12 protein-coding genes are annotated in these 18035 nt (G+C 71.4%); 7 read left to right on the top strand and 5 right to left on the bottom strand.

The window, feature by feature from the left end; genetic code table 11:
- Positions 1-10: 10 nt before the first annotated feature.
- Positions 11-1354 carry a hypothetical protein gene (locus ACZ6TV_RS28025; RefSeq protein WP_465300259.1) on the top strand — a complete coding sequence of 448 codons (1344 nt, stop codon included), beginning with the start codon at positions 11-13 and terminating at the stop codon, positions 1352-1354.
- Here ACZ6TV_RS28025 and ACZ6TV_RS28020 read toward each other — a convergent pair.
- Both ACZ6TV_RS28020 and ACZ6TV_RS28015 read right to left on the bottom strand, forming a co-directional pair.
- Positions 1351-2460: a hypothetical protein gene (locus tag ACZ6TV_RS28020; RefSeq protein ID WP_465300258.1), complete on the bottom strand. Its 1110-nt coding sequence runs from the start codon at positions 2458-2460 to the stop codon at positions 1351-1353. The genes ACZ6TV_RS28025 and ACZ6TV_RS28020 overlap by 4 nt on opposite strands.
- Entirely contained in the window at positions 2457-2960 is a 504-nt protein-coding gene (locus ACZ6TV_RS28015; protein ID WP_465300257.1) for a SigE family RNA polymerase sigma factor, read from the bottom strand. Before ACZ6TV_RS28015 ends, ACZ6TV_RS28020 begins: the two co-directional genes overlap by 4 nt.
- A 181-nt stretch (positions 2961-3141) precedes the next feature.
- Between ACZ6TV_RS28015 and ACZ6TV_RS28010 the strand changes: the two genes are divergently transcribed.
- Positions 3142-5172: a UbiA prenyltransferase family protein gene (locus ACZ6TV_RS28010; protein ID WP_465300256.1), complete on the top strand. Its 2031-nt coding sequence runs from the start codon at positions 3142-3144 to the stop codon at positions 5170-5172.
- Here the strand turns inward: ACZ6TV_RS28010 and ACZ6TV_RS28005 are convergent.
- The 3 genes from ACZ6TV_RS28005 to ACZ6TV_RS27995 all read right to left on the bottom strand — a co-directional run bounded on the left by ACZ6TV_RS28005 (position 5151) and on the right by ACZ6TV_RS27995 (position 9340).
- Positions 5151-6602, bottom strand: a complete 1452-nt coding sequence (locus tag ACZ6TV_RS28005; protein ID WP_465300255.1) for a hypothetical protein — start codon at positions 6600-6602, stop codon at positions 5151-5153. The two genes, ACZ6TV_RS28010 and ACZ6TV_RS28005, sit on opposite strands and share 22 nt — an antisense overlap.
- Complete coding sequence (locus ACZ6TV_RS28000) at positions 6599-7840, bottom strand: hypothetical protein (RefSeq protein ID WP_465300254.1); 1242 nt, start codon at positions 7838-7840, stop codon at positions 6599-6601. Before ACZ6TV_RS28000 ends, ACZ6TV_RS28005 begins: the two co-directional genes overlap by 4 nt.
- 522 nt (positions 7841-8362) lie before the next feature.
- Positions 8363-9340, bottom strand: coding sequence for a LacI family DNA-binding transcriptional regulator (locus ACZ6TV_RS27995; RefSeq protein WP_465300253.1), 978 nt, complete (start codon positions 9338-9340; stop codon positions 8363-8365).
- A gap of 242 nt (positions 9341-9582) precedes the next feature.
- Between ACZ6TV_RS27995 and ACZ6TV_RS27990 the strand changes: the two genes are divergently transcribed.
- From ACZ6TV_RS27990 to ACZ6TV_RS27970, 5 genes are read left to right on the top strand one after another with little or no spacing between them, the layout of a single operon-like run.
- Positions 9583-10863 (top strand): ABC transporter substrate-binding protein, encoded by a 1281-nt coding sequence (locus tag ACZ6TV_RS27990; protein ID WP_465300252.1) that lies wholly within the window; start codon positions 9583-9585, stop codon positions 10861-10863.
- Positions 10860-11726, top strand: coding sequence for a carbohydrate ABC transporter permease (locus ACZ6TV_RS27985; protein WP_465300251.1), 867 nt, complete (start codon positions 10860-10862; stop codon positions 11724-11726). The genes ACZ6TV_RS27990 and ACZ6TV_RS27985 overlap by 4 nt, the downstream gene beginning before the upstream one ends.
- Positions 11723-12544: a carbohydrate ABC transporter permease gene (locus tag ACZ6TV_RS27980; protein ID WP_465300250.1), complete on the top strand. Its 822-nt coding sequence runs from the start codon at positions 11723-11725 to the stop codon at positions 12542-12544. The genes ACZ6TV_RS27985 and ACZ6TV_RS27980 overlap by 4 nt, the downstream gene beginning before the upstream one ends.
- Entirely contained in the window at positions 12541-15132 is a 2592-nt protein-coding gene (locus ACZ6TV_RS27975) for a laminin G domain-containing protein (RefSeq protein ID WP_465300249.1), read from the top strand. Before ACZ6TV_RS27980 ends, ACZ6TV_RS27975 begins: the two co-directional genes overlap by 4 nt.
- A gap of 38 nt (positions 15133-15170) precedes the next feature.
- Positions 15171-17948, top strand: coding sequence for a discoidin domain-containing protein (locus tag ACZ6TV_RS27970; protein ID WP_465300248.1), 2778 nt, complete (start codon positions 15171-15173; stop codon positions 17946-17948).
- Positions 17949-18035 lie beyond the last annotated feature (87 nt).

Here is an 18035-nt window from a genome sequence, read left to right as displayed (position 1 = left end):
GCGTCGCCTGATGGTCGGTGTCGTCGCCGGTACGGTGGCGGCCGTCGCGCTCACCGCGAGCGCGTGCGCACTGAAGGGCGGCGACGCGCAGCGGCCGCCGGTCCAGGCCGCGCAGCAGGGCGACGGACCGCCGACCTCGGCGGACGCCGCCGGCCAGGGCGCAGGTCAGGGCGCTCTGGGCAGCGCTCCGGCGTCCGCGAGCGGTCCGTGCGCCCGGCCGGCCGGCGCGTCGCCGGTCGTGAAGGTCACCGACGTCGCCACCGGGGTCCGCGTCACCGGGTACGGCCGTGAGGGCGACACCGACCCGCTGCCCATGGCGATCGCGGCGGCCCCCGACGGCGGCTCGTGGCTGGCGTGGCTCGGCACCGACGGCCGCGTTTACCTGGGCCGGCTCGGCTGCGACGACAAGCTCGTCGGCACCCCGACCAGCTTCACCGGCATCGACCTGCAGGACGTCGCCGCCGACGCGAACGGCGGGGTCCTGCTGCTCACCCGCAAGGGCAACTGTGGCGGCGGGACGCTGTGCGGCGGCTCGTCCAGCCCGTGCAACACCATGCACATGATCCGCTTCGACACGTCCGGCAAGCAGGTGTGGGAGCGGCAGGTGACGAACCTGACCGGCACCCGCACCGGCTACGACGACGGCGCCAGGTTCGTCTGGTGGTACCAGCACCACGGCCGCCTCGCGTACGACGGCACGAACTACGCGGCGTACTTCGGCGTCGCGATCACCGTCAGGAACGGCGCCTGCGTCGACATCCACGAGGGCGACCGGATGCAGGTCGTCGGCCCGGGCGGGGCGCTGGTGCCCGGCAACGGCAGCTTCGAGGTCGGGTGCAGCCACAGCTGGACGACCCGCATCACCTGGGACCCGCGGGTCAAACGCTTCGCGATGGTCTGCGCCACCGACAACGCGTGCCGGATCGCGCAGCCGAGCCCGTACAGGACGGTCGCCTCGGGCACGTGCGACGGCACCCTCTTCGGCGGTGACCTGGTCCTCGCCGCCTCGAAGGGCTACTGGACGGCGTGGAGCCAGGGCGGCAAGGCCCGCCTCGACCGCTTCAGCACCGGCGCGTCCGAGGCGACCGTCACCACCGCGGCGAAGACCGGCCACCCCCACCTCGTCGCCTACGGCGCGGGGCGCATGCTGCTCGCCTGGGAGGCCGGCTCGTCGATGCAGGCCCAGGTGTACGACACGAGCGCCGCGAAGACGGTCGGCGGGTCCTTCACGGTCGCCGCGAAGGACCACGCCTATCAGGCGTTCAAGGCGTACGCCGACGGCAGCGTGGCCTACGCCGCCGCCGGCGCCGACGCGACGACGATCAGGATCGCCCGCGTCCTGCCGCTGCGCTAACCGACCGCCCGGACGGGCCAGGAGGACAGGTCGGCGAGGTCGTCGCTGAACTGCGCCGAGCCGGCCAGCGCGAGCGCGTCCTGATCGGTGGCGCTCTCGCCGTGGACGCCGACGAACAGGTTGCGCCGGCCCTCGCCGGGCACCGCGAGCTGCCACCCGTCGCCCTCGAACCACATCGCGGGCCGGCCGTTGACGGTGCGGTTCGGCACGAACTTGTCGCCGTCCGCCGCGTCGTCGCTGTAGTTGCCGTAGTGCAGGCTCAGCGTGCCGCCCTCGGCGTTGCGGAAGGACAGCGCCGCCGTCTGCCACGACCGGCCGGTCGCGTCGGCGGGTTCCAGGCCCGTCTCGCAGCCCTCCCATTCGAACCCGGCGGGCGGCCGCGCGATCCGTACCGGCACCGCGCACCGCTGCGACCGGTCGAACCGCACCGCTTCGGCGGCGGCGACCACCTCGGCCTGGTCCGTGGCGTCGATCGTCAGGACCGCCCACAGACCGTCGACGGGCTGCCACGACAGCTCCCACATGGACCTGTCGACGGCCTGCACACCGGGGAACTCCTGCACCTGCCCCGCGCGGCCGCCGACGCTCACCGCGACGGGTCCGGACCGCGCCGGCGAGCCGGACCTGCTGATCGCACGTTCCTTCGCGGTGTCCTGGCTCTGGCTGATGACCACCGACGCGGTGTTGCGGGACTCGGCGCCGAAGCCCGTCCAGATCTCGCCGCGTTCGACCCCGGGGCCGGTCCGCCACCACGTGCCGGTGGCCCCGAACGCGGCCAGGTCGACGTCGAAGTGCAGCACGGCCGGGTCCCCGCCCACCGTGTCGGGCCGCTGGGCGGCGCCCGGCGCGTCCGACGCCGGCAGCGCCGTCGCCCGGGTCGTGCTCGGCGGCGCGCCCGCCTCCGGCTTCCGCCCGTCCGCGGGCAGCAGGTTCGCGACGATCAGGCCCACCGCCACCACGACGGCCGTTCCCGCCGCGACCCTCCTGCGCCGCGCGGCCCGCACCCGGGTCATCGTGCCGGCCCGTAGCGCCGCCACGTCCACGTCGCCCTCGCCGCGCGGGCGCAGCGCCCCGGCGACCTCGTCCGCGAACTCGGTGTGGTTCACGTCTGCGTCCTCCCCGTCAGTGCCGGCTCGGCCACACCGAGCCGGATCCGCAGCGTCTGCAACGCCCTGGCCGCGTGCGTCCGCACGGTGACCTGGCTGCAGCGCAGGATGTCGGCGATCGTGGCGTCGTCGAGGTCCTCGTAGTACCGCAGGACCAGCACGGCCCGCTGCCGGTCCGGCAGGCGGCAGATCTGCCGCCACATCGCGTCCCGCTCGACGGCCTCGGCCGCCTGGTCGCCGGCGGCGGGCCCGTCCACCGGTTCACCGACCGGTGGCTCCCGGTTGCTCCGCCGCCGCCACCATGAATGCGACGCGTTGGCGATCACGCGCCGCACGTACACGTCGGGCTGATCACTGCGCAGGATCCGCCCCCACCGCGGGTACGCCTTCGCCAGCGCCTCCTGCACCAGGTCCTCGGCTCTGTGCGGATCCCCGGTCAGCACCCTCGCGAACCTGATCAGGCCCGGCCCACGCACCGCGATGTACTCCTCGAACGTCACGCTGGGAACCCCCCTTCCCGGGTCCAGACGCCCCCGGCGCCCCACCCCGTTGACACGACTTTCCCCAAACGCGAGCGGCCCGCCGGAGTGGAAAGATACGGGTGGACCAATGCCGGACGATTAGTCTGTCGGCGATGTTCAGCCAATGGATCTGCGCTCGAGGATTTCGATGGGTGGTCACATGCTGACCGGTCTGCTGCGCAGGAACCGCCGCGCGGCGCATGAGGATCCGGCCCGGGCCGCCGAGGAACTCACCAGAAACCTCCGGAAGGAGTACAAGGCGGAGTTCACCAAGCTGATTCCGGGGGCGACGCCGATGAACGTGACGCTGGAGTCCGAGTACAGCGCACAAAACTCCAGCGGAATGCGAGGGGCGACGTTCAGTGAGCTGGGATCGTCGTTCCTGCGGATCAGCTCCAGGCGAATGGTCATTCTCGGCGCGGGCGGGTCCGGCAAGTCGGTCATGCTCCTGAAGCTCGCGCTCGACCTGCTGGAGGCTCGGGACAATGACCCGCTCGTACCGGTTCCGGTGCGACTTTCGCTGCCGAACTGGGACGTGATGCGCCAGCCGTTCGACAAGTGGGTGATCGCCGAGCTGGAAGCGGTCAAGTTCGCTCCGGCACGCACGCGGCTGCTGCTCGACGCCGGCCTTCTGCTACCCCTGCTGGACGGACTGGACGAGATGGATCCGCCGTCCGGGACCACAGAGCTGGCCGGTCCCCGTTCCAGGGCCGCACTCGTCGACCTGCGCAGCAAGGTGCGGCCGCTGGTGCTGACCTGCCGGAGCGCCGTCTACGAAGAGATCACCGCCGAGCAGGGAGAGCTCCAAACGGCATTCACCGGACGTATCGCCGATCTGACGGAGGGGGAGATCGTCAACCGCCTCACCGGCAATCATGACGTCCCGCCGGGCTGGTGGGACCCGGTGCTGTTCGCGCTCTCCCGACCAGACAGTGACGTGGTGACCGAGCTGGCCACTCCCTGGCGCTTGGCGATCGTGATGGAGCTGTACGGCAGCCCCAAGCACCCGGAACGCAGTCCAAAGACACTTGTCGACGACATTCGCGAGCCCGAGCGGCTGGTCGGCCGCTTCGCCGAGCAACTGCTCGCGAACAGCCGGCGCCCTCGAAGGCTGGGCCGGACGCTGCACACGATCGGGCGTCATCTTGCCGAGAACCAGGATGCCGGTCGGCGAGCTCTGCCGGAGATCGCCGGCAGAGCGCTCTCGGCGACTGATTTCGTGACTCATCAGATGTGGCCCATCAGCGGACGCCACTTGCCACGCGTGGTCAGCGTCCTGCTCGCCGTTGCCTTCTGGCTGCCGAGCCTCGTCGCGACCGTCTGGGTGCTCGCACATACCGACTTCGGCGCTCCGCTGCGGATCATCGCGTTTCTGTTCATTCTCGGGTTGGCGGTCGGGTCGGCATACACGGGCTCGGTCCCCTGGACACATCCCCGCCGCATCGAGCTTTCCCGCTTCACGACCGCGCGAGGCTGGATCCGGATCGCCGCTGCCGCCGGGACCGCGATCGTGCTGGCATTGGAGACAAGCATCCTCGGTCAACCGTCATTCGGGTTCGGCCTGGCGATCGGTTTCCTGGTCTCCTACGGGATCGGCTCGTGCCTCGCGGTACGCGACACATTGGCGCCCCAGGCGCTGGTGCTGGTCTCCACCGTCATCGGCATGATTCTCACCCTGGCCGGGTGGGCCCTGGTCGGCGCCCGCGGAACGCAGATCGGCGTGGTGGCCGGTCTGGCGGTCGGCGGGTTCACATTGGTCACATCCGTGCCGTTTGCCCTTCGCAGGACCGGTGCGCCGCCCGGGTACGTCGCGAATCCGGTGTTCCGCGAGTTCGTCCGGGACGACTGGGTGGTGGGACTGTTCAGCGGGGCGTTCTCCGCTGCGGCCATGTACCTGCTGCTGACGTCGCCGCACGGCTTCGACCTCGACTGGGCCGAATCCGCATGGGCCGCGCTGGCGGTCTGCGTCTCGATCGGATTCGGCACGGTGGCGGAGACGTCGCGGCGATACCTGGCCATGTGGCTGTGCCGCCCGCGCTCACTGTCGCTGTTCCTCGAACCGACGCTGAGGCGCGCCTACGATCACGGTCTGCTGCGCCGGAGCGGGATCGCCTATCAGTTCCGGCACGTCGAACTGCGGAACTATTTCGCGGGTGGGCGGACCGAGCTCTACGGCCGGCGCGCCTCATGAGCATGCTTGGTGGCGATCCGAGCCGCGAGTTCGGCACCGACTGTGCCGGTCGAGTCCGTCAGCGATCGCCACGAGAGCGTGTCTTCGCCGGGCACCCGCACGGAGGGCGGGAATTGCGGCCCGAACGGGGAGTGGCCGTCACCGAGGACCGCGACGAGCTGCGCCGGTTCCAGGCCGATCGCCAGCGCGACACGCTCGGGGTGCGGCGCCGGCAGTGCGGTGAGCAGGCGGATCAGGTCGCGAACCTGCCTGGTGATCTCGTCCCGGTCCAGTACCCAGACGTTGTCACGCCGGCCGAGCGGTCCCCAGGCCGAGCGTTGTCCCCCACGGGTCACCGCCAATCCCGGGACCTGGCCGAGCATGTCACCGACGACCAGGCATCGCACGTCGTCGACGCTGGTGAGCGGCGGCGATGCCGTGGGGAGCAGTCCGGCATCCCGGGCCTGCCCGGCCAGAACGTCCTTGAGTCGCTCGAGCTCCAGCATCGACAGGCGTACCGGGTCGTCAGCGGTCGGCACCAGGTGCACTTCGAGCGCCGGCGGTCCACGGCGGGTCACGTTCCGATCCAGTTCGTCCCGCCAGAGCACCGCGGGCTGTACCGTGACCGGCCGCCAGTCCGGTCCGGTCGCACCAGCGGGGGCGATCAGCCTGGTGACTGAAGCGCCCTGGTCGTCCTCGTACCGCACCTCGATGGGCTGACCCGCGTCGGGAATGTCCGGGGCCGACCGGCGGATGTGCTCTTCCACCCGGCGCGACAGGGTGGTGAAGTCCGGCGGCCACCGGTTGTGGGGTTCCTCGGCCAGCACGCCGAGCAGTGCGGCGGTGAAAACGCCGCCGCCCAGTTTGGCGAGGTGCACGGCGCGCCGGCCGCGGGGTGAGGCGAAGAGCACGTGCGGTGCGGAGCCGGGTATGAGCGAGGTACCGACCGGCACCGGGATGGAGTCCGGCAGCCGCATCCGCCGGTCGGCGTACGTCTGGCACGCGTCGATGGTGAAGACCTTCCGGCCCAGTCGGCCCGCGAGGTGCGAGCCGTACAGCGTGGCGAGCCGGTCCAGGTTGAGGTTGCGCAGGTTCCCGGCGGTGGCGTTGGTGAGGAACAGCCGCCGGCCCTGCTCGTCGACCTGGCCGTGGCCGGCCCAGTGCAACCAGAAGAGGTCGCCTTCACGGGTGAACATCTGCTCGTGCAACAGGTCCTCGACCGCGGAGGTCGAGGCGAGCAGGTTCGTGAACCCATCGGGTTCGGCCAGCAGCGGCGCGGTCAGCAGCGTGATGTTGGCCGCCGGCACACCCCGGCCGCGAAGCCACCGCGCAAAGGCGAGTGCCTGGGCTGCCAGGCCGGCACGATCCGAGCCGAACCCGTACTGGTCCACGCCGACCACGACCGCGTGTGTCCGGGCAGGGTCTGCCCGGCGCGCGTCGTCCGATCTCACCGCGGCAGCTTCTTTCCCAGTTGCTCGTAGAAGGCCTTGTTCGTGAAGTAGGCGCTGTGCGAACGGGGGAACGGCGCACCACTGGGCACGGGCAGGTCGGTGACCGCCGCACCGAAGACCGGCTCGGCGACATACGAGAGCAGGTCCTTCGGGTCGTAGACGTTGATCCAGTCGGGTAGACGACCCGCGGTCACGACACCGTCCGGCGCGCTCGGCAGCGCACCGAGGCCATGGAGGTACGCGCCCTGCGAGCCGACGGTGACGAGCAGGTCCGCCTCGGCCATGCCCAGGTGCAGCAGATCCAGGCACGCGATCCCGCCGAGGCTGTGGCCGAGCAGGACGACCGGACCCGGGACCGATCGCACAGTTTCGGCGATGAACGTCCGTACAGCGTCGCCGTGGGCCAGGTAGCGCAGGACGTCGCCGGCGAACGGGGTGACCCCGTCCATGATCATGCCGCGGCGCCGCTCGACCGCCCCGGCGATACCCATACGCAGGACGAGTTCGCCGCTGACCTGCAGCAGGCGCTTGCCGAGACCGAGGTTGCCGCCGTACAGCTCGTCGAGCACCGCGGCCGTGATCCGGTCCCGGCCGACCGCGTCGAGCGGGAACGCGCCGGGCTCTCCGTCGTCGGCGGCGATGAGCGTCGCCGCGATCACCGCACGAGCCAGCGCCTCGCGGAGCTCTTCGTCACCGTCGCCGGTCCCGCCGGTGACCTCGACAGCGTGCTGGACCGTCGTCGAATCGAACACCGTCCGGACGCCTGCGGTGAATGCGTCGCGGGGCACGCCCACCTGGTCCAGGGTCTCAGCGAGCGCGGCCGCCGTCTCGAACTTGCCGGGCAGCGTCAGGTACCGCTTGATCCGTTCGGGCCCGCTTTCCTGGCCGGGCAGCACCACCACTTCGCGTTCGGCGTAGGTCACTTCGATCAATCGAATTTCGTACAGCGGGTCTGCCTCCAGCAGGATCCATCGCTCGTCGCGCCAGTCGTCGACCGGCCGGTGGCCACCACCGGTCATGTCGTAGTCCGGGACGGATGCGGCCGCCGCATCGACCGGGACTCCCAGCTGGTCGCCCCAAAAGCACGGCCGCACATCGATTTCCCCCCAGTGCTTCGTGGCCATGCGCCGGATCAGCTCGTATTGATCCGCGTAGCGCTTCTCCCGAACTCCGGTGCCGTGCACGAAGATCACTGTGGTCACGGGCGATAACCTGCCTTTGTCGTCGAGGAGGGCCATCCACACATGTACGGCATGAAGGTACAGCGATCGAATAGACCGCTGGACCGATTTTCGGCCTGAAAGCGCTATGGCACTCCGTGCCGGTGGATCAACGGCGGTTGTTGTATTGATTGATGGCGATGAAATTGGAGTGCGTGACGTGCCCCGGCGCGTGATCGCGCGGCGGTGGACCTCGTTGAATGCGTGCATCGACATAGGTGCAATTCAATTGATGCGCGGCCGGTGCAGATTTGCTTCCCCGACCACGACGATCGTCAGGTCGGCACCGCCCCGGCCGGCCAGCGGCACCGTTCCGAGGTCAGGGAGTTTCGTCTGTGGGGCGGTGCGCGGGCAGCTGAGACTTGCGGCATGAGCACCAGTCGTCCGGCACGCGGTGCGGGCGGAGTCGCACGGCGGCGACATCGCGGCGGCCGGTGCGGTCAACCTGCTGGGCGTCACCACACCGCCCAGTGGACGGTCGAGAAGGCGCAGGCCGCCGACACCTTCACGCACTCCGGGCAGACCCGCTGACCCGCGCCGCTACGTCGCCGGTGGCCGCTCGCCGGAGCCGCGCACGACGAGCCGCACGCCGACCGTGACGGTCTGCACCGGCCGGGTGTGGTCGGTCATGCGCTCCCGCAGCAGCTCGACGGCGGTGCGGCCGATCGTGTCGCTGTCCTGGGCGACGACCGTCAGCGCGGGCCGGAGCAGGTCGGCGAGCGCGAAGTCGTCGAACCCGACGATGGCCAGGGTCGCGGCCGCGGCGCCGAGGTGGCGCAGCACCTCCTGCGTGGTGGCGGCGTTGCCGGTGATGAGCGCGGTGGCGGGATCGGGACCGTGCAGGACCGCGTCGAGCGCGGCGGCGATCCTGCCGGGCGCCACGACGCCGGGATGGACGAGGCCGGTGACCGGCTCCCCGCTCGCCGCCGTGCACGCGCGGAACGCGGCCGCCCGCTCGTGGCCGGTGAAGATGCGCTCCTCGTCGCCGAGGTAGGCGATCCGCCGGTGCCCGTGGCCGCGCAGGTGCCGGAACGCGGTGCCGATGCCGGCGGCGTTGTCGGAGACGACCGTGTCGACCATGATCCCGCCGGCGGGCCGGTCGAAGGCCACGACGGGGGTCCCGGCGGCGAGCTCCGGGGTCAGGTACTGATGGTTGTCGCCGACCGGCTCCAGGACGATGCCGTCGAGGTGGCGGCCGCACATCGAGAGCACGACCTCCCGCTCCCGGTCCTCCTCGTCGGCGGTCGCGGTGGCGAGGACCGTGAGCCCGTGCCCGCGCGCCACCGCGTCGAGGGCGCCGAGCACCGGGTGGCCGGCGGAGAGGTTGCGCACGGCGGCGCCGACGAGTCCGCTGCGGCCGGCGCGCAGGTGCCGGGCACGCTCGTCAGGGGTGTAGCCGAGGGCGGTGATGGCGGCCTGGACCCGGTTGGCGAACGCGGTGCCGACGGTCGGGTCGTTGTTGACGACCCGTGACACGGTGCGCAGCGCGACGCCGGCGTGCTCGGCTACGTCGATCATGGTCGGCCGCTTCCGGCGCGTCATGCCACTCCCTCCGGCCCGGCAACCGGTGTCAGCCTACCGGGCGGGCGCATTCATCCCATGACTGTGTGCGGGGCCAGAGCATAGCCCGAGTCGAGTCGATCGAGATAACGTTATTCCGCGCCTTCTGAAGTGTTGACATCCGATGTTTGGCGGTCGTATGGTCGGCGCCACCAACCGCCGGGTCCATCGTTATCTCGCCCTTCCGCCAGGAGGCCCCCGTGCACCGCACCCGCCGCTCGGCCCTGCTCTGCGCCATCTCCACGGCCGCCTTACTCGCCGTCGCCGGCTGTTCGCCCGGCGAGTCCGGCAACGGCGGCGGCACCACGCTGACGTTCCTCACCTTCGAGACCCCCGCGCTCACCGCGAAGTTCTGGGACGACTCGATCACCGACGCCACCAGGCAGCTCGACGGCGTGACGGTCAGGAAGATCGTCGCGCCCACCAGCGACCGCAACGCCTACGCGAAACAGCTGCAGGCGTCCGGGCAGTTCCCGGACGTTCTGGCCTCCATCAACCCCAAGGACTTCCTCGACGCCGGGCTGCTGCAGCCGTTCGACCAGGCCTGGCTGGACGCCAACTTCCTGCAGCCCGGCGGCAACGCCATCGACGGCAAGACCTACATCCCGCCGACCAACTCGCAGATCCTGCCGATGGTCTTCTACAACAAGGACATCTTCGCCAAGCACAACCTCACGGTGCCGACCACCTGGGCGCAGTTCGCCGACGTCGCCGGCAAGCTCAAGGCGGCCGGCGTCACCCCGATCCAGCTGGCCGGCGCCGAGCCCTGGTCGGCGAGCATGCCGCTGGTCGGCCTGGTCAGCGCCGACGTCCTCGGGCGCAACCCCAACTGGATCAAGGACCGCTACGCGGGCAGGGTGAAGTTCACCGACCCCGACGTCGTCGCCGCCGTCACCAAGCAGCGCGACCTGGTGAAGGCCGGCGCGTTCGGCAGCGGCGCGCTCGGCGTCAACTACGCCGACGCCAACAAGCAGTTCCTCGACGGCAAGGCCGGCATGTACCTCATGGGCAGCTGGTTCATCGGCCAGATCAGCGCCGCGCAGGCCAAGAGCTTCGGCGGCTTCCTGCTGCCCACCGACGACGGCAGGCAGATCGTGCCGTTCAACGTCGGCGGCACCACCAGCGTCAACGCGAAGTCGCCGAACGCCGCGAAGGCCGCCGAGTTCGCCAAGGCATGGTCGCTGTCGCCGGCCAACCTCAAGACGCTCATCGAGACCGACGGCGCGTTCCCGATGCTCAAGACCGTCAAGCTGGAGGACTTCGGCGCGACCGTCACGCCCGTGTTCACCGACTGCTACCAGTACGTGCAGGCCAACAACACCAAGGTCAGCTCGATCGGCTGGGTCAACAACGACGACGCCCTGCCGCCCGGGGTCGCCGACCTGTTCTACGCGCTGTCGCAGCAGCTGTTCACCAACGACGACGTCAGGACCCAGCTCGCCGCGCTCGACACGGCCTGGGACAAGGCCGTCAAGAAATGACCAGGCGATCCGGCCTCGCGCCGATCGCCTGGCTCGCGGTCCTGCTCTACGTGCTGTTCCTGCTGTACCCGCTGGGCCGCAGCCTGGTGCTGAGCTTCACCGACCGCAACCCGCTCAAGCCCGGGAGCTCGTTCGTCGGGCTCACCAACTACATCGACATGCTCGACGATCCGCGGCTGCTGGGGACGCTGCGCTTCACGATCCTCGTCGTCGTGGCGGTGACCGCCGTCGCCAACGTGTTCGGGCTCGCGTTCGCGCTGCTGCTCGACCGGCAGAGCACCGGCTTCCGGGTGATGCGCACGCTGGTGTTCATCCCCCAGGTGCTGTCCGGGGTCATCGTCGCGTTCATCTGGCGCAGCATCCTGACGCAGAACGGCCTGCTCAACGCGGCGCTCGCCCGGACCGGCATGACGCCCGGCACCGCGTGGCTCGGCAGCACGGACCTCGCCACCTTCTCGATCTGCGCCGTGGTCAGCTGGATGACGATCGCGTTCGCCACCGTCGTGTACTCCGCGGCGCTGCGCACGGTGCCGCCGGAGCTGTACGAGGCCGCGCGGGTCGACGGCGCCGGCGCGGTCGGCCGCTTCCGCGCCGTGACGCTGCCGATGATCGCTCCGGGCGTGACCATCAACGTCGTCCTGTGCCTGATCACGACGTTCAAGCTGTACGACGTCATCGCCGTGCTGACCGGCGGCGGGCCGGCGAACACGACCCAGTCCACGGCCTACTACCTGCTCGAGGTCGCGTTCACGCAGAACCTCTTCGGCTACTCCTCGGCGATCGCGATGCTGCTGCTCGCGCTCACTGCCGGGATCGCTTACACCGTCACGTTCCTGCTGCGCAAAAGGGAGGCCCGGCTGTGATCCGCGGACGGCTCCACACCGGCCTCGCCTGGCTGGCGACGCTGCTGTTCTGCCTGCCGATCTACCTGGCGCTCGTCAACGCGTTCAAGGACCAGCGGCAGATCCTCGCCAACCCGGCCGCGCCGCCGGTGCCGTTCACGCTCGGCAACATCACCCGCGCGCTGCAGCGGCCCGACATGCTCGTGCAGGCCGGCCTGATCAACTCGGTCGTCGTCACGGCTGCGTCGGTGCTCGTCCTGGTGCCGCTGTCCAGCGCGGTGTCGTTCTACATCTCGGAGCGCTCGCCCCGGTGGAAGGCGGCGCTGCTGGCCATGTTCGCGCTCGGGCTCATGGTGCCGCCGCAGGTGGTGCTGCTGCCGATCGTCGGGCTGCTGCAGACCGCCGGGCTGCAGCACACGTACACCGGGCTCATCCTCGCCAACGTCGGCGGCGGGTACCTGTCCTTCGCCGTGTTCGTCTACGTCGGCTTCCTGCGCGGCGTGCCCCGCGAGATGGTCGAGGCCGCCCGCGTCGACGGCGCCTCCGACCTGCGCGTCTGGTGGCAGGTGGTGTTTCCGATGGTGCGTCCCGCCACCGCGACCGTCGCGATCTTCCTCGGCCTGTGGGTGTGGAACGACTTCCTCAACCCGCTGTTCATCCTCGGACCGCTCAAGGGCCAGACCATCACCACCGGGGTCTACCTGTCCGTCGGCACCTACTCCACCGACTACGGCCAGCTCTTCGGCATCATGTTCCTCGCCGCGATCATCCCGGTGGTCGGCTACCTGGTCAGTCAGCGCGAATTCATCCACGGACTGATGTCAGGAGCCTCCAGGTGATCCCCCCGCTGGACGACCTCGCCGGTGACTGGCTCGACCGCGGCGAGCTGGCGCACCTGCCGTCGCTGCGCAACCAGTGGGGGCAGGCGCACGTCAACGACGACCTCACCTCCGTCTCGTGGCTGGCGATGCCGCCGTACAGCGGGGGCTACCACACCGGCGTGCTGCGGGTCGACGGCCGTGCGGTCCGCGCCGACCGGCTGCGGTGGGCGCCGTGGGGCGTGCGCCGCGCCGGCACCGCGAGCGGCCTCACCGTGGAGACCGACACCCGTCTCGGCTACGAGCAGCACGCCGTGTACTGGCGGACCCGGCTGGTCAACCGGTCCGCGGCGCCGGTCACCGTCACCGTCGAACAGGAGCTGTTCGCCCCGATCGCGGACAGCCCCGTCGACTGGGGCTGGCTCTACGGCACGCCGTGGAGCGCCGGGCACCACCACGACTACTTCACCACCGAACGGATCCGAGCCGAGGTCCTCGCGTGGGTGCCGCGGCACGTGCACCTCCTCGCGGCGGACCCGCGCCGGATCCGGCTCGGCAGCCCGCGGATCCCCGGAATCCAGCGCGACGAGGACACCGCGCCGATGCTCCTGGAGTCGGAGCTGCCGGACCACTCCACATCGGACAGCGGCCGCACCCGCGCCCCGTCCGCGCTCGGCACCGTCCGCGGCATCGCCGTCGAGGTGGACGGCGGCGCCCCGACGGGCGTCGCCGGGGCGTTCGAGCTGACCGGCCCGTCCGCGGAGCACCGGCTCGAGGCGGTCGCGCTCGGCGCCGGCGCGTCGCTGCGCCTGGAGTTCCGGCCCGCCACCGCGGAGCAGACCGGCGTCGTGCTCACCCACGGCAACCACCCGGACTCCGTGCAGGTGGGGCTGACCGGCGGCCGGCCGTGGCTGCGCGTCGCCGGGGAGCTCGTCACCGCCGGCCCGCCGCTGCGCGCCGGCCACTGGCACCGGCTCGAGGTGCGGATCACCGGTGACGGCGCCTCGCTGACGGTCGACGGCGCCCGGCCGGCGTGGACGCAGCCGTGGTGGGGCGCGCACCGCTGGACGTCCACCGTGGACGCGGGCCGGGTCGTCGTCACCGACCGGTCCAGTCCCGCCGTGTCCGTCTACGCCTTCGCGGCGCCGCCCGACGAGCTCGAACCGCACGGCGGTGGCGCGGTCGCCAGGTGGACCCGCACCATCGCCCCGGGGGCCGGCCTCGAGCTGGGTGTCGTGCTGGCGTTCTCGTCGGACGGCGCACCGGCGACGGCCGACTTCGACTTCGACGAGGCGTTCGAGGCGGTCGCCGACCGGTGGCGGGCCACGTGGGCGAGCGCGTTCACGCCCGGCAACACCGAGTTCTCCGGGCACCTGCCGGTGCTGCGCGACGCGCCCGAGGGGCTGGCCCGCACCTACCACCTGGGCGTGCTGCTGGCGATCTACCTGCGCAACACCGGGGTCAGCCCGATCGGCCCGGTGTTCCTCACCGGCGGCCCGCGGCTCGGCCCGACGACCACGTACTTCTGGGACCAGTCGGAGTGGGCGCACACCGCCGCGATGCTGGAGCCGGTGGGGGTGCGGGCGTGGATCCTCGCCGCCCTCGCCCAGCCGTACGAGCACTGCCACTCCTTCGACACCCGCAACCTGCTGCCCGTCGGCAACCACTACGCCGCCAACGACCACGCGCTCTTCCGGACCGTCCGGGCGTACCTCACCGTCACCGGCGACCTGGACCTGCTCGCCGAGAAGGCCGGGACCGCCACCGTCCTCGACCATCTGCGGGCCATGGCGTACCGGCCCCGCGAGCGGCGGGCCGGGTTCGGCGCCGGGGTGCTGGCGGACCTGGGCCGCGACGCGTGGGAGCTGCTCGAGTGCGTGCCCAACTACCGCGACGCGGTGGTGTCGTTCAACGCCGGCTACGCCGGCATGCTGCGCTCCCTCGCCGGGCTGCTGCGCCGGCTCGACCCGTCGCTGGCCGAGGAGGCCGGCCGGGCCGACGCCGACGCGGACGCGCTGACGGCGGCGGTCCTGGGCCAGTACGCCGGCGGTGGCCGCTGGAACATCGCGCACCCCGAGGGCGACGAGACCATCGGCCACGTCCTCGACTTCGTGTTCGTCGCCGCGGAACTCGCCGAACACCTCGGCGAGGACGTGCGGGCCGAGATGGTCGAGTTCGTCACCGGGCACCTGCTGGACGGCGACTGGATGCGGGCCCTGGCCCCCGACGACCCGGTCGCGCCGCGTTCGGACCGGCCCGACCACGGCGCCGCCGGCGCGTTCGGCGCGTGGCCCGGCGCCACCGCCTACGGCCTGTGCCGGCTCGGCCGGCCGGACCTCGCCGCGGACCTGCTGTCCCGCATCCACGCCAGCGCCTCCGGCGCCGTGTGGGGGCAGGCGATGGAGTCGGTCGGCGGTGGCCGCTTCCGGGTCGCCGAACGCGGCGTCGCCAACCGTGACAGCCTCGCCGGCGCAGCCGCCACCGAGGCGATCCTGGTCGGGCTCTTCGGCCTGTACGCCGGCGGCCACCACGGCCCGCCGGCCAGGCCCGCGACGCCCGGCATCGGCACCCTGCACCACGTGGCCCGTCCTCGTCACCCCGCCACGTGACCATCCCGTCATCCCGCCAGATGAAAGGATCGACGCACATGACCAGAACCCGGGGCGGCGCGACTCTCGCCGCCTTGCTGACCGCCGCGGTCGCCGCGGTGGTCGTCGTCGCCGCGTCCCCCGACGCGCGTGCCGCGACCCCGACGCCGGCCCAGCAGTGGACCGACGTGCAGAACCTGATCGGCCCCATCCGGGGCGTGTGGACCAACCAGAACTACCCGGGGGCGGTCAGCCGGTCGATGCCCGACACGGCGCTGCTCGGCAACGGCGACATCGGGGTCACCTCCGGCGGCGGCCCCGGCTACAAGACCTTCCACGTGTCCAAGGGCAACTTCTGGGCCGGCAACCCCAACCCGTCGTTCGTCGCGCTCGGCGGCGTCACCATCGCACCCGCCGGCAGCACCCCGACGGGCAACCTGGCGCTCGGCGCGGCCGCCACCGCCTCCAGCTCCCACGGGGACTTCCCGCCGCCGCGGGCCGTCAGCGGCCAGTGGGGTCCGGGATACGAGGGCTGGGTCTCGCAGATCGGCAAGCCGCAGACGCTCACCCTGGACCTGGGCGCGGCGAAGACGTTCAACCGGTACCTGGTCCGGCACGACGCCGCGGCCCGCCCGGCGGAGACGGCGAACAACACGAAGAACTTCACGCTGCAGGTGTCCGGCAACGGATCCAGCTGGTCCACCGTGGACACCGTCACGAACAACACCGCGGCGACGACCGACCGGACCGTCGCGTCGCAGAACGTGCGCTACGTGCGGCTGAACATCACCGAACCGACCCAGGGCACCACCGCCGACTCGCAGACCAACCCCCGCGCCCGGATCGGCCAGATCGAGCTGTACGGGCCGGGATCCGGGCCGACGACCCCGCCAACCGGCGCGTTCCGCGAGGAGCAGAACATCCTCAAGGGCGACGTCGACACCACCATGACCATCGGCGGGCAGCCGGTCACGATGAAGACCTGGACCGCCGCCAACGACAACCTCGTCGTCACCCAGCTCCGGTCCACCGGCACCGGCACCGTCGCGCTGAAGGCCGAGACGTACGCCGGTGCCGCCGACGCGCGCGGCGGCTTCACCAACACCGCCGGCGCCAACGGCCAGACCACGTGGGCGACCCGCCGCACGCCGTCCGGCGGGCGCTGGGTGTCGGAGGCGTCCCTCGCCACCCGGCTGATCGGCGCCACCGGGACGGCGAGCGCCGCCGGCGCGACCGCCAGGCTCACCTTCGACCTCGCACCCGGCCAGACCGTCCAGATCGTCACCGCCGTCGCCGGCGGCGGGCAGAATCCCACCGGCACGGCCGGCCCGGCCCAGACGCTCGCGAACGCGCAGACCGGCGCGACCGTCGACACGCAGTACAACAGCCATGTCGAATGGTGGAAGCAGTACTGGCTGAGGTCCTACCTCAACGTCGGCGACGACGTGCTGCACCGCTACTACTACGGCGCGCTCTACCTTCTCGGCTCCTCGATCCGCGCCGGCAAGATGTCGCCCGGCCTCTACGGCATCTGGGCGACCAGCGACTCACCGCAGTTCAGCGGCGACATGCACCTCAACTACAACTTCATGGCCAACTTCTACGGCGTGTACTCCACCAACCGCACCGACCTGGCGCTGCCCTACTTCGACCTGATCGGCGCGTACGTGCCGGAGGCGCGGCGGCGCGCGCAGCAGGACCTGAACCGCGTCAAGCCCGACTACGTCGGCCGCCGGTTCCCCTCCGGTGGCGTGCCCGGCGGGCTGCTGTTCCCGGTCGGCATCGCACCCTACGGCTCGACCGCCGACGACAACTACCACCAGCAGGTCGGCAACTCGCTGTTCGCGGCGACGCAGTACATCGCCTACTACGACTACACGCGCGACCGGGCGTTCCTGCAGAACACCGCCTACCCGTTCCTGAAGGAGGTCGCGGCGTTCTTCCAGCACTGGCTCGAGCTCGACCCGGCGACGCAGCGCTACCACCTGTGGTCCGGCCCGCACGAAGGACTGTGGGGGCGCAACTCCAGCCCGGACCTGGGCCTGCTGAAGTACGTGCTGTCGGCACTCGTCGACGCCTCGGCGGAGCTCAACACGGACGCCTCCCTGCGCGCCACCTGGCAGAACATCCTGTCCCGCCTGCCGGCGACGCCGACGACCGTCGTCAACGGGCAGACGGTGTACGCCCTCGCCGACCCCGGCACGATCGCCGGCTCCGACACCCGGCCGATCCACCCGGGCGACAACACCGTCAACCTCGAGTTCGTCCACCCCGGCGAGGTGCTCGGCATCGGCTCACCCGCGGCGGACCGGCAGATCGGCGTCAACACGCTCAACGCCATGAACTCCTGGGGCCAGGACAACAGCTTCCCCAAGGTGTTCACCCAGGCGGCCCGGGTCGGCTACCCCGCGCAGAACCTCATCGACCAGCTCAAGAACCAGATCAACCAGAAGCTCGGGCCGAACCTGCGCATCGTCGACCCGTTCCACGGCCTGGAGAAGTCCGGCGCGGTGGAGGCCGTCGACAACCTGCTGCTGCAGAGCGACAACGGCGTCATCCAGGTCTTCCCGGTCTGGCCGGCGGCCCGCGACGCCCAGTTCGTGAACCTCCGCGAGAAGGGCGCGTTCCTGGTGTCCAGCCGGATCACCGGCGGCCAGGTCAGCTACGTCGACGTCGTCAGCCAGGCCGGCCGCCCGGTCGCGCTGCGCAACCCGTGGCCCGGGCGGACGGCGACGGTCACCCGCGTCGGCGGCGGCACCGTCGGCCACACCACCCCCGACGGCACCATCTCCTTCCCCACCCAGGCCGGTGCCGCGTACCAGATCACGCCGAACTGACCCGCGCGCGCCGCGGGCGGGTCGGTCCCCGCCCGCGGCGCCCCGCACGGGGCAGTGGGGTTTCCGCCGGCCTGGGAGGATTCGGGG

It is taken from the genome of Dactylosporangium sp. NPDC051087 (genome assembly GCF_055586325.1).
The sequence above is the reverse complement of the archived record's forward strand: the minus strand, read 5'-3'. Positions and strand labels throughout refer to the sequence as shown.